Here is a 24,880-nt window from a genome sequence, read left to right as displayed (position 1 = left end):
GGCTACTTCTCTACGCGGACTTCAATCGAACATATCGGGCTGCGTGGCCACCAGCTGGTCCCAGATCGCCTGAAAATGCAGCCAGCCGATATATTCGCTGCCAACGTGCTCGCGGCTATAACGCGCCTTGTCTTCCGGCACGAGCTTTGGCTTCGCGCCTGCGGCCTCGATAATCAACTGCTGCTGGCAGCACCGCTCCAGCGCGATGAACCAGAACGCCGCTGCTTCGATGCTGTGGCGGCTCGCCGTCAACAAGCCGTGGTTCTGGTGAATCGCCGCTTTTACCCCCGCAAACGCATTGGCCACCTTGTGCCCCGCCTTCACTTCGACGGCGACCTGCCCCGCCTCGTCGCCGATCACGACATGATCCTCGAAGAACGCCGCGGCATCCTGGCTGATCGGATCGAGCTTCCTGCCGAGCGCAGAGAATGCCGTGCCATACACCGTATGCGCATGACACATGGCGACGATGTCCGGATGCGCCTCGTGCACCGCAGCATGCAACACGAAGCCCGCACGATTGATCGCGTGCTTTCCCTCGACCACGTTTCCCTGATGATCGGCGAGGATCAGATTCGACACCTTCACCTGCGAAAAATGAATCGCCATCGGGTTGGTCCAGTAGAGATCGGGATGCTCAGGATCACGAATCGTCAGATGACCCGCGAAGCCGTAGTCGAATCCCTGCAGCGCGAATGCGCGGCACGCCCCAACCAGGCGCTCCTTCAAATGCTGGCGATGTTCGGCATGACTGGCAAACGAAGGAATCTGGGGGAAGATCAGGCCTTGCTGCTCCGGCTGATAGATCGAGACGCGTCCTTTCAGATTGATTGCGTTGGCCGGGCCGTTCGATTTCGCCGGGGCTTCGGTGACTTCCAACATGATTGCTCCTTGCTGTATGCGCTAAACGTGAAGCTATGGTCGCGCTCCGCATCGACGTTGACAAACGAAGCTTGTTCATGGAAAGCTGAATCCCATTCACCTATCGGTAACACGGGAGGAACGGTGCGCAAGCTGCCGAACTTCGTCCTGTTGCGCGCCTTCGAAGCCGCCGCGCGCCTGCAGAGCTTTGCACTGGCCGCGCGCGAGCTTTGTCTCACGCCATCGGCCATCAGCCACCAGATCAAGGAGCTGGAAGAATATTTCGGGCGACCGCTGTTCATTCGTCGCAATCGCCGGATCGAACCCACGCCCGAAGCGCTGCGCCTGCTGGACAGCCTGAGCCGTGTGTTCGACGCGATCGAATCGGCCTGCGCCGAAGTCACGCTCGCAGCGCAAGCCCAGGTGCTCGCCGTTTATTGCCCGCCCAGTTTCGCGGTGAAATGGCTGGCACCGCGTCTCGCCGATTTCGCGCGCCATCATCCCGACATCACCTTGTGCCTCACCACGGGGCCGGAGCCGCTCGACCTCACGCGCGCACGCGAAATGGACGTGGCGATTTCCTATGGCAGCGCACTGGAACGCCCTGGCGTGGAAACGTTGCCGCTGGGCCGCGAGCCGCTGGTGCCGATGTGCGCGCCCACCCTCCTCGAACAGACGCCCACCGTCGATCGACTGATGCAGCAGGCCACGCTGATCGAGAGCCAACTGAGCCGCCTCACCTGGCGCGACTGGTTCGAAGCGAACGACATGCCGATGCCCGAACGCCCGCGGCCCTCTTTCGATCGCGCGGCGCTGGCGATCTCGGCGGCAGTCGACGGCATGGGGATCGTGCTCGAAAGCACGCGCCTTGCCGAACGCGAACTCGCGCGCGGCGAACTGGTGGAAATCGGTCGCGGACATTTCGTGCGCTTCGAGCGCGAGACGCATTTTCTGTCGTGGCGCGCCAACGAAGGCAAGCGTGCCGGGCTGGCGACGTTCCGGCAATGGATTGTCGGCCACACCAGCGGAGCGCCGGTGCACGCCGCCTGACATTCCTTAAACGATTTCTTCAGCCACGCCGCTAAGATCGAATTCGTTCGCGCGCACGCACGCATGCGCGGCAAGGCACGAAGGAGTCATGTCATGCAAAACGAAAATGCATCGAGCAATGAACGTCAGCGCAACGTGCTTGCGCGGCGGCAATGGTCTGATCAAAGCCGGCAATTGATTGTCGCGACTGAAGACATTACAAAGCCGACCGACTGGTGCTTCGAGGAAAGCTGGCATGCCGTGGTTGTGCATCTTGGCGGCCGCTTGCGGCGCATGGAGTCGGTATTTTCGCGCGGCCCTTCAAGTGCGGTTTTGCCGGCGATTGGCGATGTGTGGGTCATCCCGGCCGGGCAACGCTACGCGGCGATTGCGCAAGGCGAGCGCGCGCATTTCGCGGAATTCCATTTGCCTGCGCAAGCGTTTGATTGCGGGCGCGTCGATGCGCGTGTCGCACACCGTGATGCATTCCTTCATCAACTGGCCGATCGACTCGCGCACCTTGCCGCGCGTGAAGACGATCTCGCCGCGATGATGCGCCATACGCTGATTGAAGCGGTGTCGCTGCACTTTCGCGATGTTTATCAGCGTGGCGCCGAGCGCGCGAAGCCCTCATCACGCTCAGCGCATCCGCTCTCGGAGCGACAACGCGCAAGGCTAGATGAATTTCTCGCAGTCTCCCTGCATGAATCGATCCGGCTCGAGCACCTTGCAGTCGTGCTCGATGTCAGCGAGTCGCAGTTGACTCAGCGTTTCAAAGCGACGTTTGGCATCACGCCTTGGCAATATGTGCTGCGCGCGCGCCTCGCGGAGGCCGCGCGTCTGCTCGATACGACGGATTGGTCAGTTTCGGATATCGCGTTGCGCACGGGCTTTTCCAGCCCAAGCCATCTGGCGACCGCTTATGGAAAACATTTCGGGGCGCCGCCTTCGGGGCGGCGTGGAGCGCCAGCGTCAAGCCGCCCCGATTGAGCTTGCATCCGAAGCCCTTGCACGATGATCGCGTCCCTCAACGCGTCGTATAGCCCCCGTTAGCGAACACCGTCTGCCCCGACATCCACCACCCGTCAGTCAGCAGGAAAATCACCAGCGGCGCGATATCCTCAATATCCGTCAAACCCGTTTTCGAGTATTGCCCAAGCGCCGCCGCCGACTTGTTGTACGCGGTGGAATCCGCGGTCTCCTGCCCGTAGAAAAACGGCGTATCCATCGGTCCAGGCCCAATCGCATTCACGGAGATGCCGCGTTCGCCAAACTCTTTCGAGGCCGCGCGCGTGTAGTGCTCGACCGGCGCCTTGCTGCCAGGATAGATCGAGTAGAACGGCGTATAGGCCGCCAGCAGCGAGGTCACAATGGTGACGATGCCGCCCTCGTTCTCCAGCACCCGCCCCGCTTGCTGGATGAAGAAAAACGCAGCCTTGGAGTTGGCGTCGAAGCTACGGTCGTAGTCTGCTTCGGTAACTTCAGCAATGGGCTTCTTGATGACGACGCCTGCCGTGTTGACAGCCACATCCACGCGACCGAAATGCGCTTTGGCCTGGTCGAACATCGACGCGGCAACGCCCGAGCGCGCCAGATCGCCCTGAAACGTGACGACGTCCACGCCTTTTGCGCGTAATGCCTGCGCCGTCGCTTCTGCCGCTGCGCGCGAGCCATCGCTGTTGTAGTGCAGAAGCAGGCCGGCAACGCCCGCATCTGCCATGCGAGCGGCAATCAAGGCGCCCAGATTCTTGCCACCACCAGCGATAACGGCGACTTTTTGTTTGAGCGTACGTGCGGTCATGATGCATCTCCCGTGAGCGTTGCAAAACGAACTACGAGTCTAGGGAAATGTACCGGGACGGACTTTCAAAAAAATCGCGGACTTTCAGAATTCCCGTGCTTTTTTTCGTACACCTGCATGATGCGTTTTGTCAGACGAAATTTGACCATCCGTGCTTCTAAATTTTCAAAAATTCGAATGCGCAAAAACTGACTATCCATAGCTCATTAAATGGCGATTTCGCATTTATTTTAACCGAATCAGATAAATATCCATTTCATATTAATTTAAGCGATGGAATTTTTTTCGATTTTTGTTCGATAGGATAGTTAAACCCACTTCCGTGGGCAACGGATGGAATCAACCATGCTTAACGCGTGATTCCCATCGAATGTCAATCCATAAAAAGGAGAACTTGATGTCTGATTTTCAGCCGTTTTCTGACCGCAATGGCAATTTCAAACTGCCGCCGAATACCGATTTCCGCGCGGTCTTTTTCGCGAATGCGCTTTACCGTCAAGAGGTCAAACTTTACGTTGGCGATAGCAAGGAACCGGCATGGACTTATGCGGGTAATTCGAAAGACGAAGTGCGCGGTAAGGTTCTGAATTCCGGTGATGGCAATGTGCGTGTCGAGGTTTTCGCGAACGGCAAGCAGTCCGCCACGGACGGACGCCTCGCTCCGCTATCGAAACGCACCTGGTTTGGCATTCTCGCTTCCGAAGACGGCGCGGATGCGGATTACAACGACGCCATCGTCGTGATCCAGTGGCCTATCGGCTAAAAGCACGCTCTGCACTCGATGCATGAAAGGCTCGCGCGGCCAGCGCCCGTGTCGCGGTGGTCGCGTTTTGGCTGGGCGCTTTGGCCTGCGCGTGAATTAGGTCCCTGAAATGCGCGAAGTCTCGTCATGCTGCGCCGGATCGTGTGCAGGCGTGCGCGTGCGTACGAAGGCCCAGCCCAACGCAAAGGCGATCAGCGCGGCAATAGCCCCAAGCAGGAACGCGAGGTGATAGCCACTATTGAGCGCAGCACTGGCATCCGCGCCCGCTGCCGTAAGAGCATCGGTGCGCGCCGCAGCAAGACTCGCGAGAATGGCCAGCCCCAATGAGCCGCCCATCATGAAGGACGTGTTGACCACGCCGGAAGCCAGGCCGGATTCATCGGGCGCGACGTCGCTCATGGCCGCCAGCAATACCGGGTTAAATGCCACGCCCGCGCCAAGCCCCAGCAACACCATGCCGGGCAATACATCGAGTACATAACTTCCACCAACGGGCGCTCGCGCGAACAGAAACAAGCCGATTGCCGCCAGCAGCAATCCCAGCGCCAATGGCGCGCGTATCCCGAAGCGCATCACCAGCTTCGCCGACAAACCCAGCGAAAACGCAGCCATGATGAGGTTGGCAGGCAGAAACGCCAGTCCGACCTGCATCGCGCTGTAGTTCAACAGGCGTTGCATGTAGAGCGCGGAGATAAAGAACCACGCAAACAGCGCCGCAGCCCACAGCACGCCCACTACGTTGGCGGTCGCGACATTGCGCAGCGCGAACATATGCAGCGGCATGAGTGGATGCGAGACGTGCGATTCGATCACTAAAAACGCAATCAAAAGCGCAATGGCGAGCGCCAGCTGGATCAACGTTGACGGCGAGGTCCAGCCTGCCTCGTTGCCGTGCACGACGGCGTACACAGCCAGCATCAGCGAAGCGGTCACGGTGATGGCGCCCATCACGTCGAGTTTTGCGCGATCGGCAGTGGGCTCGCCCGCAGGCATCAGCGCCAGACAGCCGGCATACACGGCCACACCGATCGGCAGGTTGACGAGGAAAATCGAGTGCCAGCTAAGCGCGCTGGTGAGCAAACCGCCCAGCAATACGCCGATGCTGCCGCCGCCACCGCCCACGAAGCCATACACACCCATGGCTTTCGCGCGGTCGGCGGGCGAGGTGAAGAGGTTCATGATGAGCGAGAGCGACACGGCCGACACCACGGCGCCGCCCAGCCCTTGTATCGCACGCGCAGCAATCAGGATTCCTTGTGAATTAGCGAGACCACAAGCCGCCGAAGCCAGCGTGAATACCGTAATGCCCAGCAAAAACAGACGCCGATGGCCAAACAGATCGCCCAACCGGCCACCCAGCAGCAGAAAGCCGCCAAAGGTCAGCATATAGGCGTTGACCACCCAGACAAGGGAGGTTTCGGTGAAGTTCAGATCCGCGCGAATCGACGGCAGAGCGACGTTGACGATGGTCGTATCCAGCACGATCATCAACACGCCCAGACACAGGACAATCAGTGCGATCCAGCGTTTGCGTTCGTCGATACCATGCGTCATGTCGCTGTCCTGCCCGTGCGCTTTCTAGCGCTTCGAGAGATTCAGAAAATGACGGCCATGATACGCCCGAATGAATTACCTGATTCGGGCGTTCTACGCCAGGTCCCTATGTTGATTATTTTTTTGCGGATTTACGTTTGCGCGACTCTGCCTTTCGGCATAGATCGGTGAGGAGCCAGCGCGCGATTTGCTCGGGACGATTTTTGCCGTAAGTGGCGAACTTGATTTCGTTCTCGAAGTACACGATGACACTGCCGGTCATCACTCGATAAGTGCCAGCGTAGCTCACACCATCCAACTCCACACGCAAGGGATGCGTGGTCTCATATTCTGCGGAAGCCAAGTTATTGCAAAAAGTGTCAAAAGTATGACGATATCGTTTTGCCCAGCATCTGGTCAATCAAATATGCGTTTTGTTTCATATTTCGTCCCAGACACGCCCCGGCTAAGGGTTTTAAGGACTTGCGCGCTACGTCCCGGCCGGAACCGGAACGCAGCGAATGGACATCAACGATGCTCGCGGTACATCGCAGCCTGATCGAGTTCGGCCTTGGCCTGGCGCAGCAGTTCTTCGGCGCGCGAAGCGTGGCCGCCAAATTCGTCGTGATTGTCCTTACGCGCGGCTTCGATATGGCCGTAACTCTGGTCGATCAGTTGTTGGGCCTGTTCGAGGTTGGGGAAATGGCTGGTCGGGGATGCGAAAGCGGCGACGGCAGAAACAGCCAGGCCAGCGGCAACGAATGCGGAAATGCGTTTCATGGGGTTTCCTGTTTTTTTGAAAGGGGAACGTAAATGACGGGAGGCTCGCGTTGTTATCACGCCCAGCCGCTCGCCTGCGGAGGTAACGCCGCTTGCGAACGTCGAGCTGACCGCCCGGGCGCGGTCTTTGGTAACCCCTGATTACGCGATATCGGTCCGTCGCCCCTCTTCTGGAAACGCCATGTTTTCATGGCCTTAGCTTCACTTAAACGCCATTTCCAGGATGCCGCTCAGGTCGAGCCAGGCATCCCTTCAAAGCGCTCAGGCGGCCACCGACGCATCCAGCCGCTCAAGCAAAACCGTGCGCAATGGATGCGCCGCGATCTCATCGCGCCGACGCGGATGCGCCGCACCGATTTCAAAAACGCGGCTGGTGGGCCGACGCGCCGCTTCCTTCGCCGGCTCCAGCAAAACAATGCGATCGGCCAGATAAAGCGCCTCGTCGATATCGTGCGTGACCACCAGCGCCGCCATGCGATGGGACTCGACAATCGTGAGCAGCAATTGCTGTAGACGCATGCGCGTCATCGCATCCACCGCACTGAAGGGCTCGTCGAGCAACAGCAGACGCGGTTGCGCAAACACTCCGCGCGCAATCGCCACGCGCTGCGCCATGCCGCCCGATAGATGTTTTGGCCAACGCGCAGCGTCGTCGGCACGCAGGCCCACTTCGTCCAGCAAGACCTGGGCGCGGGACAGAGCAGCGCCGTTTGCCCGTTGGGGAAACGTAATGTTCTCGGCTACACGCAGCCAGGGCAGCAGACGCGGCTCCTGAAAAATCACGCCCGCCAGCGGCGACGGCCCCTGTTGCGGCAACCCATCGAGCGTCACGGTGCCCGTAAAATCCCGGTCCAGTCCCGCCGCGATGCGCAACAAGGTGCTCTTGCCACAACCGCTTGGTCCAAGCAGCGCCGTGATTTCGCCGGGCGCCAGCGTCAGGCGCAGATTGTCGAGAATCGTGCGATCGCCATACTGCTTCGCGCCAATATCGAGTTCGAGCAAGGCCGCGTGCGTCATGCGCGCTCTCCTTCCACTGCGGTATCGCGCCAGGCCAGAACGCGTGATTCGAGCGCGCGCATCGCGCTATCCGTGAGTTTGCCGAGCAGGCCCAGCAGAATGATCGCGCCGAATACGATATCGGGTCGCCCTGTCTCGCGGCCATCGCTCAGCAGATAGCCAAGCCCGCGCGTGGCCGCGATCAACTCAGCGGCGACCACGAACATCCATGACACCGCAAGACCGGTGCGCAAACCCGTGAATATCTGCGGTAAAGCGGCGGGCAAGAGAATGCGCAGAAATAGCCGCCACGGCGGCAGCCGATAAACCGCGCCCAGTTCCACGAGTTTGCGATCCACGTTGCGAATCCCGGAGACCACACTCAGATGCACCGGAAAGAATGCGCCGATGGCGACGAGCGTGATCTTCGGCGCTTCGTCGATACCCATCCAGAGCAGCAGCACGGGCACCCACGCGAGCGAGGGAATTGCACGCAAGGCCTGAAAACTGGGATCGAGCAATGCATCCAGACGGCGGCTCAAGCCCATCGCCGCGCCAATCGCGATGGCAAGCGCGGCACCGCTTCCGAATCCCACTGCCACTCGCGCGGTGCTGGCCGCGATATGGCGCAATAGATGTGCGCCGCCCAGTTGCCAGAGCGCTTCGAATATCGATGAAGGCGCGGGCACGAGGTTGTCTGGCAACACCCTCGCACGCACCAGCGCTTCGACGACCAGCAGAAAGCCAAGCGGCAGCAATGCACCGGCAATACGCCAGCCACGCGGCAGCGTCGAAGACGGTTGCGAGACGTCGTTCGCGCCCGTCTCGTGCCCTAAACGCTCATCGGTTTCAACGCCATGCGTTGGCCGCAACGCGTACACGGCGGTTTCATCCGCGCCCATCGCCTCGCTCCCTTACTGACGCTGCGCCGAAGCCAGCGCCTGCGCCGCCTGCGGATCGATCAGCGACTCGATCACGCGGTTCAGATCGGTGCCCGGCTTCACCAGTTGCTCCTGGGTGAGGATGGGCGCAGCAGCCTGGAGCGCCTTGATCTGCGTCTCGCCCGGCTCGGGCTTGCTGAAGTCGTTTCGGCTCAGTTGCAGCTTTGCGACCGCCAGCGACACCTTCGAATCCTCGGAGACGATCTGCGCGGCTTCGTCCGGATGCGCGCCAATCCACACGCGTGCGCGCTCATAGACCTTGAGCACGCGCGTGACCGCATCGGGATATTGTTTCAGGAAGTCTTCACGAACGTTCAGGAATCCCCAGGTATTGAAGTCGACATTGCGATACAGCAGACGTGCACCGTTATCGATCTGCGCGGCGGCCATATGCGGATCGAGACCTGCCCAGGCATCGATTTGTCCGTTCACTAGCGCCGTGCGGCCATCGGGATGCTGAAGGTTGACGATCTCCACATCGTCACGCGAAAGGCCCGCCGTGTGCAGGGCGCGCAGTGCGAAGAGATAGGGATCGGTGCCCTTGGTCGCGGCAATCTTCTTGCCCTTGAGATCGGCCAGCGTCTTGATCGGCGAATCCTTGCGCACGACCAGCGCCGTCCATTCGGGGCGCGAGAAGATATAGACGGTCTTGATGGGGTTGCCGTTCGCCTTGGCGAGCACCGCCGCAAGACCCGCCGTCGAGCCAATATCGATTGCACCGCTATTCAGGTACTCCAGCGCGCGATTGCTGCCCAGACTCAGCACCCAACGCACCTGCGTATGGTCCGCGGCAAAGGCCTGTTCGAGCCAGCCATTGCGTTTGATGACGAGGCTTTCCGGCGAATAATAGGCGTAGTCGAGCTTGATTTCCGCAGGTGCGGCGCCCGCGGCCCAGGCCGAAACAGCGGGCGCGATCAACAGCGCGAGCGCGGCGATCCGACGCCATAGCGCCGGTTTGGTCGTTTGGTTTTTCATCGGTTTTCCTTTTGTTATGCGTAGCGCAGCGCGTGATATGCGAGCGGCATGGCCGCGTAATCTCCGAGCTTAGAAAAATCCGCGCTGGAACAGAACCAAGATTCGCTCACATGGAAAGCAGAGAAAGCGATATCCGTATTGAAATCGCTCGTCGCTAACGCGCCATAAGCGCTAAGCAATAGCGCCGATAAGGTTTCGAGAATCCATTATTGGAACGCCGCTGCACGCCTTTCTATACTCGTCGCTCACGCCATCGGAGGCCGATTGTGGCCATCGACGAAGACAGCAGAGAGGAAGACAGCATGACCGCATCCAGACCCGACGACATCGCACTATCCACGGGCACCGATTACGAAACCCTCGCGGCGCGATTCCGGCCGATCTTCGCCGAGATCGCGAACGGCGCAGCACAGCGCGACCGCGAACGCATCCTGCCGCACGAAGCCATCGCCGCGCTCAAGGCCGCGGGCTTCGGCGCGGTGCGCATTCCCGTGCAATATGGCGGCGCGGGCGCATCGATTCCGCAACTGTTTCGCCTGCTGATCGAACTGGCCGCCGCCGATTCGAATCTGCCGCAAGCGCTGCGCGCACATTTCGCCTTTGTGGAAGACTGGCTCAATGCACCGCCCGATGCGGATCAGCGCGCCTGGTTCGACCGCTTCGCGAGCGGCCAGATCGTGGGCAGCGCATGGTCCGAAGTGGGCGACGTCGCTGTCGGCCAGACGAAGACCAAGGTCGCGCATCGTGATGGCCGCTATCTGCTGAATGGTTCGAAGTACTACAGTACTGGCAGCATTTACGCCGAATGGATCGACGTCTATGCCCAGCGCGAGGAAGACGGCAGCGACGTGATCGCAGCCGTGAGCACGCAGCAAAGCGGCGTCGTGCGCGAGGACGACTGGGACGGCTTCGGCCAGACCACCACCGGCAGCGGCACCACCGTGTTCAAGGACGCCGTGGTCGACGCGCGCAATATCATCGACTTTGCGCGTCGCTTTAAATATCAGACCGCGTTCTATCAACTGTTTCACGTCGCCACGCTTGCGGGCATCGCCCAAGCCGTCAAGCGCGATGCCGCCACGCTGGTGCGCAATCGTAAGCGCGTCTATAGCCACGGCAACGCGCCGCATGTGAGCGAAGACGCGCAAATCCAGCAGGTGGTAGGCGAGATCGCTTCGTGGGCTTACGCCGCCGAAGCGGTCGCCCTGCAATCCGCCGAACCCGCGCAGCGCGCTTACGTCGCGCGCTTCGGCGGCAATGACGAAGTCGAACACGCAGTCAATGTAGAAGCGGAAATCGCGTCGTCGCAAAGCCAGCTCGTGACATCGGAACTCGCGCTGCGCGCGGCGACGCATCTATTCGATGCGCTTGGCGCATCGGCCATCAGCAAGCGCCTTGGGCTCGACCGTCACTGGCGCAACGCGCGCACGGTCTCGTCGCACAATCCACTTGTCTACAAGGCGCGCATCGTGGGCGACTGGAACATCAACGGCACCGAGCCGCCCTTCGTCTGGCAGATCGGCAACGGCCCCGGCCGTGGAGGCAAGTGAGCGCCATGAGCAAAACCATCCGTTTCAATGCCTTCGAAATGAACTGCGTGGGCCATCAGTCGCCCGGTTTGTGGCGACATCCGCGCGATCGCTCGTGGCAATACAAGGACCTGGAATACTGGACCGATCTCGCGAAAATTCTTGAGCGCGGCATTTTCGATGCGATTTTTATCGCCGATGTAATTGGCTATTACGACGTCTATAAGGGTGGCAATTATCACGCGCTGCATCAGGCCGCGCAGATCCCCGTCAACGATCCGCTCCAGCTTGCCGCGCCGCTTGCGCTGGCGACCGAACACCTGGGCATCGGCATTACCGCGTCGACGAGCTTCGAGCATCCGTACACGTTCGCGCGCCGCCTCTCCACTGCCGATCATCACACCAAGGGGCGTCTCGCCTGGAACGTGGTGACGTCCTACCTCGAAAGCGGCGCGAAGAACGTTGGCCAGGGCGGTCTCGCCGATCACAACAACCGCTACGAAGTGGCCGCCGAGTACGTGGAAGTGCTCTACAAGCTGTTCGAAGGCAGCTGGGAAGATGGCGCGGTCGTGCGCGACCGCGAAAAAGGCGTGTTCACGCATCCGGAAAAGGTGCATGAGATCGGCCACAAGGGCAAATACTTCGAAGTACCAGGTTATCACCTGTGCGAACCGTCGCCACAACGCACGCCGGTGCTGTTTCAGGCTGGCGCGTCCGGTCCCGGCAAGACCTTCGCGGCCCAGCACGCGGAATGCGTGTTCGTTGCCGCGCCCACGCAGACGCTGCTGCGCGACTACGTGGCCGAGGTGCGCCGCCAGGCCGCGCTCGCGGGCCGCGATCCGCGCAAGCTGCTGATCTACAACCTGGTCACGGTGATCGTCGACGAAACCGACGAGAAGGCGCAGGCGAAGTTCGAGGAATACCAGCGCCACGTGTCCTATGACGGCTCGCTCGTCTTCATGTCCGGCTGGACCGGCATCGATTTCGGCCAGTATCTGCCGACCGATACGGTGCGCCGCGTAGAGACCAACGCGATCGTTTCCGCCGTCGAGCATCTCGCGGGCGGCGACAAGGCGTGGACCATCGAGGAACTGGCCCGCTGGGGCGGTGTTGGGGGGCTCGGCCCGGTTTTCGTCGGCTCGGCTGCGACGGTGGCAGATATCCTGCAACAGTGGGTCGAGCACACCGATGTCGACGGCTTCAACCTGGCCTATGCAATTGCGCACGAAACCTTCGAGGACGTCGTGCACCATCTCGTGCCGGAGTTGCAGCGTCGCGGCGTCTATGCGAAGGAATACACGCCCGGCACCTTGCGCGAAAAGTTGTTCGGCAACGGCGCAACGCTGCCCGACGACCACCCCGCCGCGCAATTCCGCGACATCGAACGCGTGAAGCGTGAAGCCGCGCAAGCCGTGGAAGCCGCCGAAACGGCCTGACGTCATTGATCCCGCGCCGCAGCGCCGGCGCGGGACTGCTTCTTCCTTTTCTCTCTCTTTCTTCCGGACAAAACACATGACCGAACTCGCCGCCCAGGCGGGAGACGGCGGCGCACTGCGTCGCGGTTATCTTTCGCTATCCGAACTGATTGCACAATCGATTGGTCTTGTCGGCGCGGCCGGCGGCGCGGGCCTGCTGATTCCCGCCGTCTTCGCCACGGCGGGCAACGGCACCTGGCTCGCCTATCTGCTCGCCACCATCGGACTGCTGTTCGCCTCGTGGAGCATCACGCAATTCGCCAAACGCACGGCGTCGCCCGGTGCACTCTACACTTACGCGGCACGCGGCCTCGGTCCCATCTGGGGCGTGATTGCGGGCTGGTCGCTGCTGATTGCCTATGGCATCGGCGCGGCTGGCATCCTGCAGGGCACCGTCAACGAAGTCGTCGTGCTCTTCAAGGATGTGGGCGTGGGCGCGGCAGGTACGGGGCTGGTTGCATCGGTTGCGATCACCGTCGCCGTGACGATTGGCGCGTGGTTCATTACCTGGCGCGATATCCGCCTGTCCACGCGCACCACGCTCTGGATCGAGTTGAGCACCGTCGTGCTGATCCTGTTCGTGATTGGCGCAGCGTTGTTCCTGCATCATCGCTGGGTCGACCGGCAGCAACTGGCGCTGGCCGCCGTCAAGCCCGACCAGCTTCGCCTGGGCATGGTGCTGGCCTTCTTCAGCTTCACGGGTTTCGAAAGCGTCACCGCGCTGGGCGTCGAGGCGCGCGAGCCGTTCCGACTGATCCCGCGCGCCGTGATCGTCAGCATTCTTGGCCCGGCGGCGCTGTTTCTGGCCGCGTCGTATGGGCTCGTCGCCTTGTTCCAGGGCGCGGCCACGCCGCTCGACCAGGCCAACGCACCGCTTTCCGCCGTGGCGCACGGCATCCATCTGGGCGCGCTAGGCGTGCTGATCGATGCCGGCGTAGCGCTAAGCTTCTTTGCGGCGTTCTTCTCGTCGATCAACGCCGCTGCGCGACTGCTCTACACCTTCGCACGCCAGGGTTTGCTGCACTCAGCGACGGGCCGCGCACACGCAGGCAATGCTACGCCGCACGTGGCCGTCACGCTGATCGCCCTACTTTCGCTGGTTGTAGGGGTGGTTTTTCAACTGCGCGGCACGTCACTCTTCGACGCTTATGGCTACCTGAGCACGATTGCGACTTTCGGCTTCCTGCTGACCTATGTGATCGTGGCCGTCGCTGCGCCCGTGTTCTTGCGCCGTCGTGGCGAACTCAAGCCACTGCATATTGCGATCAGCGTGATTGCCGTCGTGCTGATCGGCATTCCGTTCGTCGGCAGTATCTATCCGGCCGCGCCGGGCGCGTACGCCGTGCTGCCGTATGTGTTCGCGGCGCTGCTGGCTGCGGGTTTTGCGTGGTTCGTCGCGTTGCGCATTTTCGCGCCGCATCGGCTGCACGATATCGAAGCCGAACTGGCTGACGACGGCGCTGAGCAACGCATCGACACCGCGCCGGTGGTGCAACCGGCATCAGCCGTGTAACACCTCAGGCCGCGATACGCGATTCCTGCTGAACGTCCTGAATATCCAGTACGTCCGGAACGTCGTGCGCCCTGTTCGCCGCCTCGAACGGGTGCACGACGGCGTCCGTTGCTCGCCACGCAAATCGGCGCAGCAGTTCGCCGTAGCCGCCACGAATCACGAAATGCCCACTCTTCTGCGCATACGCCTCGCGGCGCAGACGCCACGCACGCGGCAGGCAATACCAGGGCAGCGCGGGAAGATCGTGGTGAACGAGGTGGTAGTTATTGTTGAGAAACAGCAGACGCATCAGGAAACCGGCCTCATTGATGACGATGCGGGCCTTCGGTTCGGGCGCGGCGCGATGCTCGTAGAGCGAGCGGATCGCGGCAATCGCCAGCGCGGGCCAGGTGACGGCCAGCAGGTAGTACCACCAGGGCACGCCAGCCCAGACGTCGAGCCCATACAGCAGCACCACGACGCTGATACCATGCGCGATCCACATCGGCGCATAACGGCGATTGCCGGTGCGCAGCGCCTTCCACGCTGCGCCAAGCACAGCGGCTGCGCTCATCGGCGGCCCCACCAGCATGCGGCCGACAAAGCGCTTGCGCGCCTGCCAAAATGCGCGACGCCATGCGGGCCAACGCTGCCAGCGCCCGGCCGGCACATAGTTGCTTTCGGGATCGAGTCCGGGCAGCGTGAGCGCTTCGTCGCGATGATGTTCGAGGTGCGTGTCGCGATAGAGCGTGTAGGGAAACCAGATCGCCAACGGTGGATAGCCCAGAAATTTGTTTAGCCATGCCAGGCGTGTGGGATGGCCGTGCAGCAGTTCGTGCTGCATCGACATATGCCATGTGCAGAGCAGCACGAATAGCGGCGTCGCGCCAGCCAGCGAGAGGACGTGGCGATGCACCGCCCAGACGGTGCATGCCCAGCCGCCATAAACGGCGGCGATCAACAGCCACGTGGGCCACTCGGTGCGGGCGGCAAGGCCCGCTTGCAGCGCGGTAACGTCCCGCGCGTGTTCGGCATCGATATATTCAGCCATGATTCCCTGCGCGAGCGCGCTTTCCACAAACGTCCACGATCGCCCGCCATTGCCCGTAATTGTCTAAACTGTCGCCATGAGCCGCTGGATCGCCGCCCTGCCGATGTACAACGTCACGCCGCAGCACGACGCGCTGTGGCGCGCTCTCCTGCGCGATACGCTCGCGGCCTTTTCTCAGGCAGGCGGCCCGCGCGAAGTGGACCTGCCCGCCGCCCTTCCCGACGACCTGCTCACGCTCTGGCGTCGCCCCGATCTGCTGCTCTCGCAGACCTGCGGTTTTCCTTACCGCATGCTGGGCGTCGCGGATTCGGTTCATCTGCTCGCTACGCCCGCTTTCGACGCCGACGGTTGCGAAGGCGCTTGCTATCGCAGCACGATCGTTGTCTCGGCGCGCGCGTGGGACGCGGGTGCGGTGTCGCTCGCGGCCTGCCGGGGTTTGCGCGCGGCCTGCAACGGCCCGGACTCGCATAGCGGCATGAACGCCCTGCGCCACGCGGTCGCGCCGCTCGCGCGTGACGAGCGGTTCTTCTCATCGGTTGTGTGGGTTGGCTCGCACCTCAACGCGTTGCGCGCGCTGGGCGCGGGCGAAGCAGAAGTGGCCGCCATCGATTGCATAACGCTGGCCTATGTGCGCGACGCGCTACCGGAACGACTGCGCGACATCCGCACGATCGGCATGAGCGCCCCCGCACCAGGCCTGCCTTTCGTCGCTTCGCGCAGCTTGCCGGACCAGCAGGCCGCCTTGCTGCGCGATGCGCTCGATACCGCCGTTGCCGCCGATCCCCAGCGCGCCCAGACCTTGCGGCTGCGGGGTTTCGTGCGCCTCGCTGCGTCCGATTACGCGCGCATCGAGCACTACGCCGACGAGGCCCGCTCGCTCGGCTATCCCGAACTACGCTAAAACTGCGCCGGACACAGCACCTCGGCGCAGTATAAAAACGCTGCGCGCACGCCTCCAATAACGAATCGGCAGATCGATATAACCAGCACACGCGCAGGCCCGCCACGCGGCGATTTGCGCCGCTATATCGTCAATTCGGGAAAGCAACGCAGCGATCGATATAAGGGCCGCGCGAGCGCCCGATAAAATGGAACGCCAGCGCGGCCCAGCCGCCATTTCACGATTTCATCGAACAGACCACTCGGGGACCACCATGACAGCAATCGGGCGCGCCGTGCGCCTCATCGGCGCGGGCATCGTCGCCGGCGCAGCATTTGCCGCGCCGCTCGCACATGCGGACGTCTCGCTGCTCAACGTTTCGTACGACGTCACGCGCGAGCTTTATAAGGACATCGACGCGAGCTTTATCGCCGACTACAAGCAAAAGAGCGGCGAAACTGTATCGATTCGCCAGTCACATGGTGCGTCGAGCGCCCAGGCGCTCTCGGTCCTGCAAGGTCTGCAGGCCGACGTCGTCACCATGAACCAGCCCAACGACATCGACCTGCTCGCCGAACGCGGCCAGCTCGTGCCCGCCGACTGGCGCGCGCGCCTGCCGGACGCCAGCGCGCCCTACACCACCACGATGGTGTTTCTGGTGCGCAAGGGCAACCCGAAGCACATCAAGGACTGGGACGATCTGACCAAGGGCGGCGTGCAGGTGGTGATCGCCAATCCGAAGACTTCGGGCAATGGCCGCTATGCCTATCTGGCCGCCTGGGGCTATCGCAAACTGCAAGGGGCGAGCGATGCGCAGGCACTCGATTTCGAGCGCGCGCTGCTCAAGAACGTCCCGGTGCTCGATGCAGGCGGACGCGGCGCGACCACCACGTTCACGCAGCGCGGCATCGGCGATGTGCTCGTCACCTTCGAAAACGAAGTGGGTCTGATCGAAACGGGCGCGAATGCTCAGGATTTCGAAGCAGTCTATCCTTCGGTGAGCCTGCTCGCCGAACCGCCCGTGGCCGTCGTCGACAAGGTCGTGGACAAGCGCGGCACGCGCAAGGAAGCCCAGGCTTACCTCACGTATCTGTACACGCCAGCGGCGCAGGAGATTATCGCGAAGCATCATCTGCGGCCGCGCGACAAGACCGTGCTCGCAAAACACGCCGACGAATTCAAGCCACTCAAGACCTTTACGGTCGAACAGGTGTTTGGCAGCTGGCAAAAGGCGCAAGCTGCACATTTCGCCGATGGTGGCACGTTCGATCAGATTTACGCGGATCGCAAGTAACCTGAATGACGCAACTTGAAGCATAAAAAAGCGGGACGGACGCTCAGGCGCCGTCCCGCTTCTGCATTTATCGGTCTCTTTAGATCGCGCTTAATTCCAGGCGTGGCGCGCAGGTTTCACGCCGTTCAGATAGTAATTACCGACGAGGTGATATTTCCAGCGCACCGGATCGTGCAGCGTATGCGTGCGCGCATTGCGCCAGTGTCGGTCGAGATTGTGCGCGGCCAACGTCGATTGCGTGCCCGCCAGTTCGAACAGTTTTTCGCCCGCCAGCAGCGAAGCTTCGGTCGTGAGCACTTTTGCCTCGCCCACGGCCACGGAGGCGCGCGCCACATCGTCCTCGCTCACCGTTTGCTGTGCGGCGATATCGTCGAGCACTTGCGCCGCGCGTTCGAGCAACGCCTCGGCCGCGTGCAACTGGATATACAGGCGGCCGATTTCCCGTACCGTCAAGGGATCTTCACTCGCGCGTTCGACGCCGCTATCAACCCACGGCCGCGAGCGCTCGCGCACGAAAGCGAGCGTATCGTCGATAGCCGCTTGCGCGATGCCCGCGTCGATGGCCGCCTGAATGATCTGCGAAACCGGCCCGTTGAGCGTGGGTTGATCGGAGACGCGATACGCGGGCAGCACATGCGATGCGCTCACGCGTACGTTTTCCAGCGTGACCGTACCGCTCGCCGTGGTGCGTTGACCGAAGCCCGACCAGTCGTCGGTGATCGTCAGCCCCGGCGTGCCCTGCGGAATATAGGCAAGCCAGCCGCGCTTTTCTTCATCGAGACCGAGCACCGGCACGAAATGAGCGAACAGCGCGCCCGTCGAATAGAACTTGGTGCCGTCCACCACGTAGTCGTCGCCGTCGCGGAGTACACGCGTCTTCAGATCGAGCACGTTTTTCGTGCCCTTTTCGGAAAAGCCATTTCCAAAGCGCTTGCCCGCCAGCACTTGTGCGAAGAAATGACGTTTCTGCTCCTCGGTTCCCGTGAGCGTGATCACATCGACGAGCCCGAAGTGATTCTGCGGCAACTGACCGATGGACGAATCGGCGGCGGAAATCAGCTTGACGACCTCAGTGAGCGTGACGAACGACACACCCGCGCCGCCATAGGCCTTCGGCACCGTGATGCCCCACAGGCCCGATTGCGAGAACCATTCGATCTCTTCGCGCGGCAGACGCCGATCGCGGTCGCGTTCGGCTGCGCCCTGGGCGAGACGCGCGGCAAGCTCCCGCGCAACAGCGATGGCCTCGTCATCGTCGACGATCACGCGCACGCTCGCGTGCTGGCCCTGCTCTCCGGTCTCTGCCATGATTTTCTCCGCATCAATGAAGGTGCGGACAATCTAGCAACGAACACGACGCGCGCCAAACGAGCGATTGGTAGATCGATATTCCATGGCGTGGCACGTTGCAGCGGTTATATTCGTGTTTCGACAGAGACATACGAGAGCACAAGCGGGACATGACCGGCACGCCCACGCACCAGCCTGAAACTGCAAAGACGCCTTCGCGCATCGATCCTCGCGTATGGAAAGTGGCGCTCGTGGTTTCGATCGGCTCGTTCATGGCGCAGATGGATTCGACGCTCGTGAACGTGTCGCTTTCGACCATCGGCCACACGCTGGGTGCGCCCATCGCAACAACGCAATGGATTGTGAGCGGTTATCTGCTGGCGATGGCGCTGATGCTGCCGCTCAACGGCTGGCTGGTCGACCGCGTGGGCGCCAGACGTCTCTATCTGTTTTGCTTCGCCGCGTTTACCTGCGCTTCGGCGCTTTGCGGCGCGGCGCGCAGTATCGAAGCGCTGATCGGCGCGCGGCTTCTGCAAGGGTTGGTGGCGGGCGTACTCGCGCCGATGGCGCAGATGATGATCGGGCGCGTTGGCGGCCAGAACATGCAGCGCGTGATGGGCTATACCACGCTGCCGATTCTGCTCGGCCCGATTGTTGGGCCGGTGCTGGCCGGGGCGATACTTGCGCATGCGCCGTGGCCGTGGCTCTTTTTCGTCAACGTGCCGATCGGCGTGCTCGGCGTGACACTCGCCGTACGGATGCTGCCGCACGATACGGCGCCCGCTCAGCCGCGCGCGTTCGATCTTGCGGGCTTCGCGCTGATTTCACCGGGTCTCGTCGCGCTGATCTATGGCTTGCAGAGCAGTATGGTGTCTTTTTGCGCAGGCCTCGCCCTGCTTGCCGCATTCGTGCTTCACGCATGGCATAAAGGCGAACGCGCGTTGATCGATATAAGGATCTTCCAGACGCGCACTTTCCGGTTTGCCGCGTTCGCGCAGTTCTTCGCCAACGGCATCATGTTCGGCCGTCAGCTTGCCGTGCCGCTTTTTCTGATCGCGGGCTGCGGACTCTCTGCTGCGCATGCCGGTGCGCTGGTTGCCGTGATCGGTATCGGCATGATGATTTCGTTCGCTATCCTTGGCTTTTTGACCGATCGGTTCGGCTGCCGCCCGGTCGTTGCGGGTGGCGCGCTGCTGGCGCTGCTCGGTACGCTTGCGTTCGTGTGGATATCGCTCGGCAACTGGTCGCCCGAGCTCGCCGTGGCGAGCCTCTTTCTCGCGGGAGTGGGGCAAGGCACGATCAGCGTACCGTCGATCGCAGCCGCGTATGCGTCGCTGCCGAAGGCGCGTCTGCCCGTGGCGAATACCGCGCTCAATATCGCGCAGCGCATTGGCGGTCCGTTCGCGACCACACTCGTTTCAATGGCGCTCGCCATGTCGATGAATCATGCGTCGGGCGAGCAGCCGCATCCATTTGCCGCGGCCTTCGTCGTGCTCGCGCTGCTGCATGCCTTGTGCCTCGTCTCGACGCTCTGGTTGCCGATGCGTATCGACCGCGCGATGCAGGATTAATACATCAGGCAGGCCTGGGTAGCGGGGGTTTGCCACGCGATCCAGGAAGGGATCGCGTGGTTTGTGTGGTCCAGACGGCGGCTGGCAGTTAGTTGCAATACGGTGATGAAAAGTCATGCAGCGCCCTCTCACGCGCCCGCGCTAGAGCACGTGAGAAAGCAACCACGAACTATTTCGAACCGCTCACGAAGACGGGCCCGTGCCCCTCGGCTTCCACCACGCCGAACCAGTTGCCGCCATCAAAGCCTGGCGCCTGCAATTGCGCCTTAAAAGGCTGCGCGGTAACGACGGTGTGCGCAGACAGATCGATCGACAGAAGCTGGCTGCTGGTCTTCTCGCCCTTGCAGACATCGGCAAAGACCTTCAGAGCGCCGCCATCGACTGCCGCCACGTTGAGCTTGCAGAACGGCTCCGCTTTCACCGCGAAGGTGGAAGAGATCTTGCCGACGCGATCGACCGTCGTGACCGACAACGCGCCCGACGATGCCGAGGCGACCAGATAGGTATTGCCGTCCGTGGCCGACAGCGCCCCCTTCGTCGAGCGCAGGTCGACCGGAACATACGTCGACCAGAGGTAGCGCTTCCTGGCGTAATCGACTTTCGACACGGCGTAGCCCTTGTGCCCCTCGCCTTTGTTCGGGAAGAACTCGCCCGTCACCCGCAGAAGATCGCCGTCGAACGACGCCGCCGAATCAGAATCGAACGCGCCGCTCGCGAGCTGGGTAACGCCAGCAGGCGTCAGGTCGGGCTTGAACCGGGCGACAAAGCTGCCGAACGGCCCGTCCATCTGCGTGCTCCCGCTCGTGCTACCCGCCACTGCGACATCGCTGGCACTCACCGCTAGCGAATAGAACCAGTTGTCGAAGCCAGCGGGAATCCTTTGCTGCTTTTCCAGTTTGCCTGCGGCCGAGAAGCGGTTCACCACGACGAAGTGCTGTTTGAGCGCCTCGCTGGACTGCGTGCTTTCCACCGTGACCGCATAAATCGAGTGCCCGTCGCTGCCGCACGCCGCCGCCGTATTGCCCACATCGTCGTGCGGATAGGGAACCGGCGCGCGCCACAGCACGCGACGAGCACGCGTGTCGACCATCACGACCATCGCGGTCCAGGTCGGCCCCGTGTCATCAAACAGGCTTCCGCTGATGCAATACCGGCCATCGCCGAGCGCATCGATCCGATTCGCACTGAAACCCTCCGGCGTGCCAAGCGCAATACCGCCCGCCTGCGCCCATGCCAGCGAACCTTGTAGCAGCATTGCGCCTGCGCCAAACCTCATCCAGCGCTTGATCCGTTTGATTGGCGATCCCGCTCGCATTGAAAGCACCATGTAATAAATAACGAAGAATCGACGATTTTAAGGGCCTTATCTATTCGCGGCCTCGAAGTGGGCCATGAAGCCGCCAGTAAGCGCCCGCCTGCCTGACTGAAAAGCAAATGCGTCAATAACCGGCAAAAAGGCCCAAACCGCCCGCGAAAGCTTCGCGCACCACCGCTTACAGGCGATAATCGGCGACCGGCAATCGATTTGAAATGCGGACTTGAAGAGCGGAGAAGGAATGAGCAAGCAAGGCTTCACCACCAGCATCGTTCACGGCGACAGGATTTCGGGCAGCGAGCACGGCGGCGTGCGTCAGCCGATTCACACGTCGGTGCAATATGGTTTCGAACGCGTCGAGGATCTGATCGGCGTATTTCAGGGCACGAAAAAAGGCGGCTTCAATTACGCGCGCCAGGGCACGCCCACCACCGCTGCGCTGGAGCGCAAGATCACGAGCCTCGAAGACGGTGTCGGCTCGATCTGTTTCAGCACCGGTATGGCCGCGATCACGGCAACTTTCCTCACGCTGCTGCGCGCGGGCGATCATCTGGTGGCAAGCCGTTATGTGTTCGGCAACACCAACAGCCTGTTCGGCACGCTGCGCACGCTCGGCGTCGAAGTCACGACCGTCGACGCCTGCGATGCCGAAGAAGTGAAGAACGCGATTCGTCCGAATACGCGCATGGTGTTCGTCGAAACCATCGCGAACCCCGGCACGCAGATTCCCGATCTGCAAGGCATCGGCGACGTGTGCCGCGAACACGGCCTCGCTTATGTGGTCGACAACACCATCACCTCGGCTGCCTTGTTCAAGCCGAAGGCGGTGGGCGCGAGCCTGGTGATCAACTCGCTGACGAAGACCATCGCGGGCCACGGCGCAGCGCTGGGCGGCGCGGTGACCGACACCGGCCTGTTCGACTGGAGCGCCTACCCGAACATCGCCGACGACTATCGCCGTTCGGCTGCGAAGGATCAGGGCCTGTTGCAGATCCGCAAGAAAGGCCTGCGCGATATGGGCGCGGCGCTGTCCTCGGAACAGGCGCACTCGATCGCGCTGGGCGCCGAAACACTCGCGCTGCGCGTCAAGCAAAGCAGCGACAATGCACTCGCGCTGGCGCAGTTTCTCGAAGGGCACGCGGCTATCGGCAAGGTGTTTTATCCGGGCCTGAAAAGCCATCCGCAATACGAGATTGCGCAGAAGCTGTTCAAGGGCGCGTCGTGGCTGCTCTCGTTCGAACTGCTCAACACCGACCGCATGATCGACGTGGTCAACGCGCTGCAATTGCCGATCAAGGCAACCGGGCTTGGCGACACGCGCACGCTGATCATTCCGGTTGCGCCGACCATCTTCTATGAAGCGGGTGCTGAGACGCGCAAGGCAATGGGCATTTCCGACGGGATGCTGCGCCTTTCCGCCGGTATCGAAGATATCGACGATCTGATTGCGGACTTCTCGCAGGCGCTCGAACTGGCCGCCTGATACGCGTAGCTTGTGCATTGCGTTCCGGATTCAACCGGGACGCAATCTTCATTCGCCTCACGTCAAACGCGAGCGTGCCCTTTGCGCCTACGCTCGCGCACCTCGCAAATGCCCGCCAGACGGGGCTTCGCGCCCGGCTAGCCGCACGCCGCAATGCGAGTATTCGAATGCGCACGCTTCTCTTATTCTGTTCTCACTGAACGGCACGGCATCGGGTCGTCGCCACTGCAAATGAGACAGACCATGAGCGATACAAGCGAGCACGTCATTCAAGCCATGAAGCTCAATCACCTGAGCTTTCCTTCCGCCGATACCGAAGCAACCGCGGCTTTCTTCGAGCAATATCTGGGTTTCACGATCGCGGGTACGTGGGACCGCTCGTATATTCTCAAGCGTCCGGGCTATGACGTCGTGATCGACTACGCGGGAAGCGACGCACCCGTATGGCCGAAGCATTTTCACCTCGGTTTTGAGCTGCCGGATCTCGAAGCCGTGCAGGCGCTTTATACACGCTTCAAGGCCGAAGGCGTGCAGATGGAAACGGAGATATTCAATAACGGACGCGGCTCGCGTTTCTTTTGTCGCGCGCCGGGCGGCGTGATGTTCGAGATGAATACGCGCAAGGATGCTGCGGACGAATATCAAGGGACATTTGATAATTGAACGAAGTCGCGCACTGTCCCGGTACGCGGCTGATGCCCTGTTATTCGGCGGCCGTTGCGTCCGCCGATTCCGCTTCCGGCACGAACATATAGCCGCGCGTTCTCACGGTTTGAATCACGCGCGGTTGTTCGGCATTGATTTCGATGATGCGTCTGAGCCGCAAAATCGCGACATAGATACTGCGCGTGCACGAGCTGCCGCTGCGCGCTTCGAGCAAACGCACCAGCGCTTCGCGGCTGATCACCTGCATCGGACGAGACGCAAGGTGCGCGAGTATCAGCAGTTCGCTCTCGCCGATCTTGACGGGCACGCCGTCCTTGAACAAGGTCTGTCTCGACAGCGTAAGTTCGAAGCGCCCAAAGCGGATGCGGTCCGGTGCGGCGCTCATAGGCCGCGTGTTTTGCGCACTGCCAAAGCGAAGGACGGCGTGAATGCGCGCGAGCAGTTCGCGCGGCAAAAAGGGCTTGCCGACGTAATCGTCCGCGCCCATTTCCAGGCCGACGATGCGCTCGGTTTCGTCCGCGAGCGCGGTGAGCATGATGACGGGGGTGGTCTTGTCGTGCTCGCGCAGACGTCTGAGCGCCGTGAGGCCGTCCACGCGCGGCAGCATGAGATCGAGCACGACGATGGATGGCCGCAGATTGTCGATCGCGCTTTCCAGGTGATCGGCACTATGCACCGCCGTGAATCGCACACCGCGCGACGCGAAGAAGCTGCCTAGCACTTGACACACGACTTCGTCATCGTCGACGTGCAGGACGTGTAGGTCGGACTTTTGCATAGACGCGGATTGAAGCATGAAGCAGGCAGACCCAAATCGAAAGTCAGATGATGCGATAAAGACCGCGACACTGGCTTACTGATTATTTCCGCGCCTTTCTTCCGCGCTTTCGCAGCGTGCCTGCAGCGGAACTCAGTGGCACGCCAACGCGCAATAAATGGTCGACACGGTGGCCGTTATACCCAGTCCGGCGCCAAGTGCGATATTGCCCAGCGTCGATGCACACCCTTGCAGCAGGGCCATGCCGGCTAGCGCACCGGCAGCCATCGCAACGCGCGCCACCCGGGCGAATGTGAAGCCAGAGCCCATTGGAAATGCCTTAGAACCATTCAAATATCCGGCACATTTTCCCATGAATTTCCGGCTGCTCCCATGCC

General features: G+C 61.7%; 23 protein-coding genes. 11 read left to right on the top strand and 12 right to left on the bottom strand.

The annotated features are described in order from the left end of the window. Window positions 1-21: 21 nt before the first annotated feature. Window positions 22-882 carry a class II aldolase/adducin family protein gene (locus F3J17_RS02930; RefSeq protein ID WP_167053593.1) on the bottom strand — a complete coding sequence of 287 codons (861 nt, stop codon included), beginning with the start codon at window positions 880-882 and terminating at the stop codon, window positions 22-24. A 123-nt stretch (window positions 883-1,005) separates the two neighbouring features. On the opposite strand from F3J17_RS02930, the gene F3J17_RS02925 reads away from it, so the two are divergent. Both F3J17_RS02925 and F3J17_RS02920 read left to right on the top strand, forming a co-directional pair. Then, window positions 1,006-1,911 carry a LysR substrate-binding domain-containing protein gene (locus F3J17_RS02925; protein WP_167053591.1) on the top strand — a complete coding sequence of 302 codons (906 nt, stop codon included), beginning with the start codon at window positions 1,006-1,008 and terminating at the stop codon, window positions 1,909-1,911. Window positions 1,912-2,004: 93 nt separating this feature from the next. After that, complete coding sequence (locus F3J17_RS02920) at window positions 2,005-2,880, top strand: AraC family transcriptional regulator (RefSeq protein WP_167053589.1); 876 nt, start codon at window positions 2,005-2,007, stop codon at window positions 2,878-2,880. A 37-nt stretch (window positions 2,881-2,917) separates the two neighbouring features. Here the strand turns inward: F3J17_RS02920 and F3J17_RS02915 are convergent, their stop codons facing one another. Then, entirely contained in the window at window positions 2,918-3,691 is a 774-nt protein-coding gene (locus F3J17_RS02915) for an SDR family oxidoreductase (protein ID WP_167053587.1), read from the bottom strand. A gap of 397 nt (window positions 3,692-4,088) precedes the next feature. On the opposite strand from F3J17_RS02915, the gene F3J17_RS02910 reads away from it, so the two are divergent. After that, entirely contained in the window at window positions 4,089-4,454 is a 366-nt protein-coding gene (locus F3J17_RS02910; protein ID WP_167053585.1) for a fucose-binding lectin II, read from the top strand. Window positions 4,455-4,550: 96 nt separating this feature from the next. On the opposite strand, the gene F3J17_RS02905 is transcribed toward F3J17_RS02910, so the two are convergent. The 6 genes from F3J17_RS02905 to F3J17_RS02880 all read right to left on the bottom strand — a co-directional run bounded on the left by F3J17_RS02905 (window position 4,551) and on the right by F3J17_RS02880 (window position 9,679). After that, window positions 4,551-6,008 (bottom strand): DHA2 family efflux MFS transporter permease subunit, encoded by a 1,458-nt coding sequence (locus F3J17_RS02905; RefSeq protein WP_167053583.1) that lies wholly within the window; start codon window positions 6,006-6,008, stop codon window positions 4,551-4,553. A gap of 115 nt (window positions 6,009-6,123) precedes the next feature. Continuing rightward, complete coding sequence (locus F3J17_RS02900; RefSeq protein ID WP_240160813.1) at window positions 6,124-6,297, bottom strand: hypothetical protein; 174 nt, start codon at window positions 6,295-6,297, stop codon at window positions 6,124-6,126. 218 nt (window positions 6,298-6,515) lie between these two features. Then, window positions 6,516-6,767 (bottom strand): hypothetical protein, encoded by a 252-nt coding sequence (locus F3J17_RS02895; protein WP_167053579.1) that lies wholly within the window; start codon window positions 6,765-6,767, stop codon window positions 6,516-6,518. A gap of 261 nt (window positions 6,768-7,028) precedes the next feature. Next, window positions 7,029-7,784: an ABC transporter ATP-binding protein gene (locus F3J17_RS02890; protein ID WP_167053577.1), complete on the bottom strand. Its 756-nt coding sequence runs from the start codon at window positions 7,782-7,784 to the stop codon at window positions 7,029-7,031. Beyond that, window positions 7,781-8,665 carry an ABC transporter permease gene (locus F3J17_RS02885; RefSeq protein ID WP_167053574.1) on the bottom strand — a complete coding sequence of 295 codons (885 nt, stop codon included), beginning with the start codon at window positions 8,663-8,665 and terminating at the stop codon, window positions 7,781-7,783. The genes F3J17_RS02890 and F3J17_RS02885 overlap by 4 nt, the downstream gene beginning before the upstream one ends. Before the next feature lie 12 nt (window positions 8,666-8,677). Next, the gene (locus F3J17_RS02880; protein ID WP_167053572.1) at window positions 8,678-9,679 is read right to left on the bottom strand and encodes an aliphatic sulfonate ABC transporter substrate-binding protein; all 1,002 of its coding nucleotides are present in this window, start codon (window positions 9,677-9,679) and stop codon (window positions 8,678-8,680) included. Between the two features lie 302 nt (window positions 9,680-9,981). Here F3J17_RS02880 and F3J17_RS02875 point away from each other — a divergent pair, with 302 nt between their 5' ends. The 3 genes from F3J17_RS02875 (at window position 9,982) to F3J17_RS02865 (ending at window position 14,196) form a co-directional block, all read left to right on the top strand. Further along, a complete protein-coding gene (locus tag F3J17_RS02875; RefSeq protein ID WP_167053570.1) occupies window positions 9,982-11,229 on the top strand; it encodes an acyl-CoA dehydrogenase family protein in 1,248 nt (415 codons plus the stop codon). Window positions 11,230-11,234: 5 nt separating this feature from the next. Continuing rightward, the gene (locus F3J17_RS02870) at window positions 11,235-12,644 is read left to right on the top strand and encodes an LLM class flavin-dependent oxidoreductase (protein ID WP_167053568.1); all 1,410 of its coding nucleotides are present in this window, start codon (window positions 11,235-11,237) and stop codon (window positions 12,642-12,644) included. Window positions 12,645-12,720: 76 nt separating this feature from the next. After that, on the top strand, window positions 12,721-14,196 hold the full coding sequence (locus tag F3J17_RS02865) for an APC family permease (RefSeq protein WP_167053567.1): 1,476 nt from the start codon (window positions 12,721-12,723) through the stop codon (window positions 14,194-14,196). 4 nt (window positions 14,197-14,200) lie between these two features. Here F3J17_RS02865 and F3J17_RS02860 read toward each other — a convergent pair whose 3' ends face one another. After that, the gene (locus tag F3J17_RS02860) at window positions 14,201-15,226 is read right to left on the bottom strand and encodes a fatty acid desaturase (protein ID WP_167053565.1); all 1,026 of its coding nucleotides are present in this window, start codon (window positions 15,224-15,226) and stop codon (window positions 14,201-14,203) included. Between the two features lie 76 nt (window positions 15,227-15,302). Between F3J17_RS02860 and F3J17_RS02855 the strand changes: the two genes are divergently transcribed. Beyond that, a complete protein-coding gene (locus tag F3J17_RS02855; protein ID WP_167053563.1) occupies window positions 15,303-16,127 on the top strand; it encodes a PhnD/SsuA/transferrin family substrate-binding protein in 825 nt (274 codons plus the stop codon). A 253-nt stretch (window positions 16,128-16,380) separates the two neighbouring features. Continuing rightward, window positions 16,381-17,400 (top strand): sulfate ABC transporter substrate-binding protein, encoded by a 1,020-nt coding sequence (locus F3J17_RS02850; protein WP_240160733.1) that lies wholly within the window; start codon window positions 16,381-16,383, stop codon window positions 17,398-17,400. A gap of 90 nt (window positions 17,401-17,490) precedes the next feature. Here the strand turns inward: F3J17_RS02850 and F3J17_RS02845 are convergent, their stop codons facing one another. Further along, on the bottom strand, window positions 17,491-18,708 hold the full coding sequence (locus F3J17_RS02845) for an SfnB family sulfur acquisition oxidoreductase (RefSeq protein WP_167053559.1): 1,218 nt from the start codon (window positions 18,706-18,708) through the stop codon (window positions 17,491-17,493). A gap of 152 nt (window positions 18,709-18,860) precedes the next feature. Between F3J17_RS02845 and F3J17_RS02840 the strand changes: the two genes are divergently transcribed. Continuing rightward, on the top strand, window positions 18,861-20,261 hold the full coding sequence (locus F3J17_RS02840) for a DHA2 family efflux MFS transporter permease subunit (protein ID WP_167053557.1): 1,401 nt from the start codon (window positions 18,861-18,863) through the stop codon (window positions 20,259-20,261). A 169-nt stretch (window positions 20,262-20,430) separates the two neighbouring features. Here F3J17_RS02840 and F3J17_RS02835 read toward each other — a convergent pair whose 3' ends face one another. Continuing rightward, the gene (locus tag F3J17_RS02835) at window positions 20,431-21,516 is read right to left on the bottom strand and encodes a hypothetical protein (RefSeq protein ID WP_167053555.1); all 1,086 of its coding nucleotides are present in this window, start codon (window positions 21,514-21,516) and stop codon (window positions 20,431-20,433) included. Between the two features lie 301 nt (window positions 21,517-21,817). On the opposite strand from F3J17_RS02835, the gene F3J17_RS02830 reads away from it, so the two are divergent. Together F3J17_RS02830 and F3J17_RS02825 are read left to right on the top strand one after the other, a co-directional pair. After that, window positions 21,818-23,059, top strand: coding sequence for a cystathionine gamma-synthase family protein (locus F3J17_RS02830; protein WP_167053553.1), 1,242 nt, complete (start codon window positions 21,818-21,820; stop codon window positions 23,057-23,059). A 243-nt stretch (window positions 23,060-23,302) separates the two neighbouring features. Further along, window positions 23,303-23,722 (top strand): VOC family protein, encoded by a 420-nt coding sequence (locus F3J17_RS02825; protein ID WP_205194596.1) that lies wholly within the window; start codon window positions 23,303-23,305, stop codon window positions 23,720-23,722. 40 nt (window positions 23,723-23,762) lie between these two features. Here F3J17_RS02825 and F3J17_RS02820 read toward each other — a convergent pair whose 3' ends face one another. After that, window positions 23,763-24,503 carry a response regulator gene (locus tag F3J17_RS02820; RefSeq protein WP_167053551.1) on the bottom strand — a complete coding sequence of 247 codons (741 nt, stop codon included), beginning with the start codon at window positions 24,501-24,503 and terminating at the stop codon, window positions 23,763-23,765. Between the last annotated feature and the right edge of the window lie 377 nt (window positions 24,504-24,880).

This window comes from Burkholderia sp. Ax-1719 (assembly GCF_011753055.1).
In the GTDB taxonomy this organism is placed as follows: domain Bacteria; phylum Pseudomonadota; class Gammaproteobacteria; order Burkholderiales; family Burkholderiaceae; genus Paraburkholderia.
The sequence above is the reverse complement of the archived record's forward strand: the minus strand, read 5'-3'. Positions and strand labels throughout refer to the sequence as shown.

Bases quoted from the DNA above. Each gene is read 5' to 3' on its own strand.
- F3J17_RS02835 (WP_167053555.1), bottom strand. From the start codon at position 21,516: ATGCTGCTACAAGGTTCGCTGGCATGGGCGCAGGCGGGCGGTATTGCG.
- F3J17_RS02870 (WP_167053568.1), top strand. From the start codon at position 11,235: ATGAGCAAAACCATCCGTTTCAATGCCTTCGAAATGAACTGCGTGGGC.
- F3J17_RS02910 (WP_167053585.1), top strand. From the start codon at position 4,089: ATGTCTGATTTTCAGCCGTTTTCTGACCGCAATGGCAATTTCAAACTG.
- F3J17_RS02920 (WP_167053589.1), top strand. From the start codon at position 2,005: ATGCAAAACGAAAATGCATCGAGCAATGAACGTCAGCGCAACGTGCTT.
- F3J17_RS02905 (WP_167053583.1), bottom strand. From the start codon at position 6,008: ATGACGCATGGTATCGACGAACGCAAACGCTGGATCGCACTGATTGTC.
- F3J17_RS02930 (WP_167053593.1), bottom strand. From the start codon at position 882: ATGTTGGAAGTCACCGAAGCCCCGGCGAAATCGAACGGCCCGGCCAAC.
- F3J17_RS02875 (WP_167053570.1), top strand. From the start codon at position 9,982: ATGACCGCATCCAGACCCGACGACATCGCACTATCCACGGGCACCGAT.
- F3J17_RS02865 (WP_167053567.1), top strand. From the start codon at position 12,721: ATGACCGAACTCGCCGCCCAGGCGGGAGACGGCGGCGCACTGCGTCGC.
- F3J17_RS02825 (WP_205194596.1), top strand. From the start codon at position 23,303: ATGAGCGATACAAGCGAGCACGTCATTCAAGCCATGAAGCTCAATCAC.
- F3J17_RS02820 (WP_167053551.1), bottom strand. From the start codon at position 24,503: ATGCAAAAGTCCGACCTACACGTCCTGCACGTCGACGATGACGAAGTC.
- F3J17_RS02845 (WP_167053559.1), bottom strand. From the start codon at position 18,708: ATGGCAGAGACCGGAGAGCAGGGCCAGCACGCGAGCGTGCGCGTGATC.
- F3J17_RS02850 (WP_240160733.1), top strand. From the start codon at position 16,381: ATGACAGCAATCGGGCGCGCCGTGCGCCTCATCGGCGCGGGCATCGTC.
- F3J17_RS02855 (WP_167053563.1), top strand. From the start codon at position 15,303: ATGAGCCGCTGGATCGCCGCCCTGCCGATGTACAACGTCACGCCGCAG.
- F3J17_RS02860 (WP_167053565.1), bottom strand. From the start codon at position 15,226: ATGGCTGAATATATCGATGCCGAACACGCGCGGGACGTTACCGCGCTG.
- F3J17_RS02880 (WP_167053572.1), bottom strand. From the start codon at position 9,679: ATGAAAAACCAAACGACCAAACCGGCGCTATGGCGTCGGATCGCCGCG.
- F3J17_RS02915 (WP_167053587.1), bottom strand. From the start codon at position 3,691: ATGACCGCACGTACGCTCAAACAAAAAGTCGCCGTTATCGCTGGTGGT.
- F3J17_RS02885 (WP_167053574.1), bottom strand. From the start codon at position 8,665: ATGGGCGCGGATGAAACCGCCGTGTACGCGTTGCGGCCAACGCATGGC.
- F3J17_RS02890 (WP_167053577.1), bottom strand. From the start codon at position 7,784: ATGACGCACGCGGCCTTGCTCGAACTCGATATTGGCGCGAAGCAGTAT.
- F3J17_RS02830 (WP_167053553.1), top strand. From the start codon at position 21,818: ATGAGCAAGCAAGGCTTCACCACCAGCATCGTTCACGGCGACAGGATT.
- F3J17_RS02840 (WP_167053557.1), top strand. From the start codon at position 18,861: ATGACCGGCACGCCCACGCACCAGCCTGAAACTGCAAAGACGCCTTCG.
- F3J17_RS02895 (WP_167053579.1), bottom strand. From the start codon at position 6,767: ATGAAACGCATTTCCGCATTCGTTGCCGCTGGCCTGGCTGTTTCTGCC.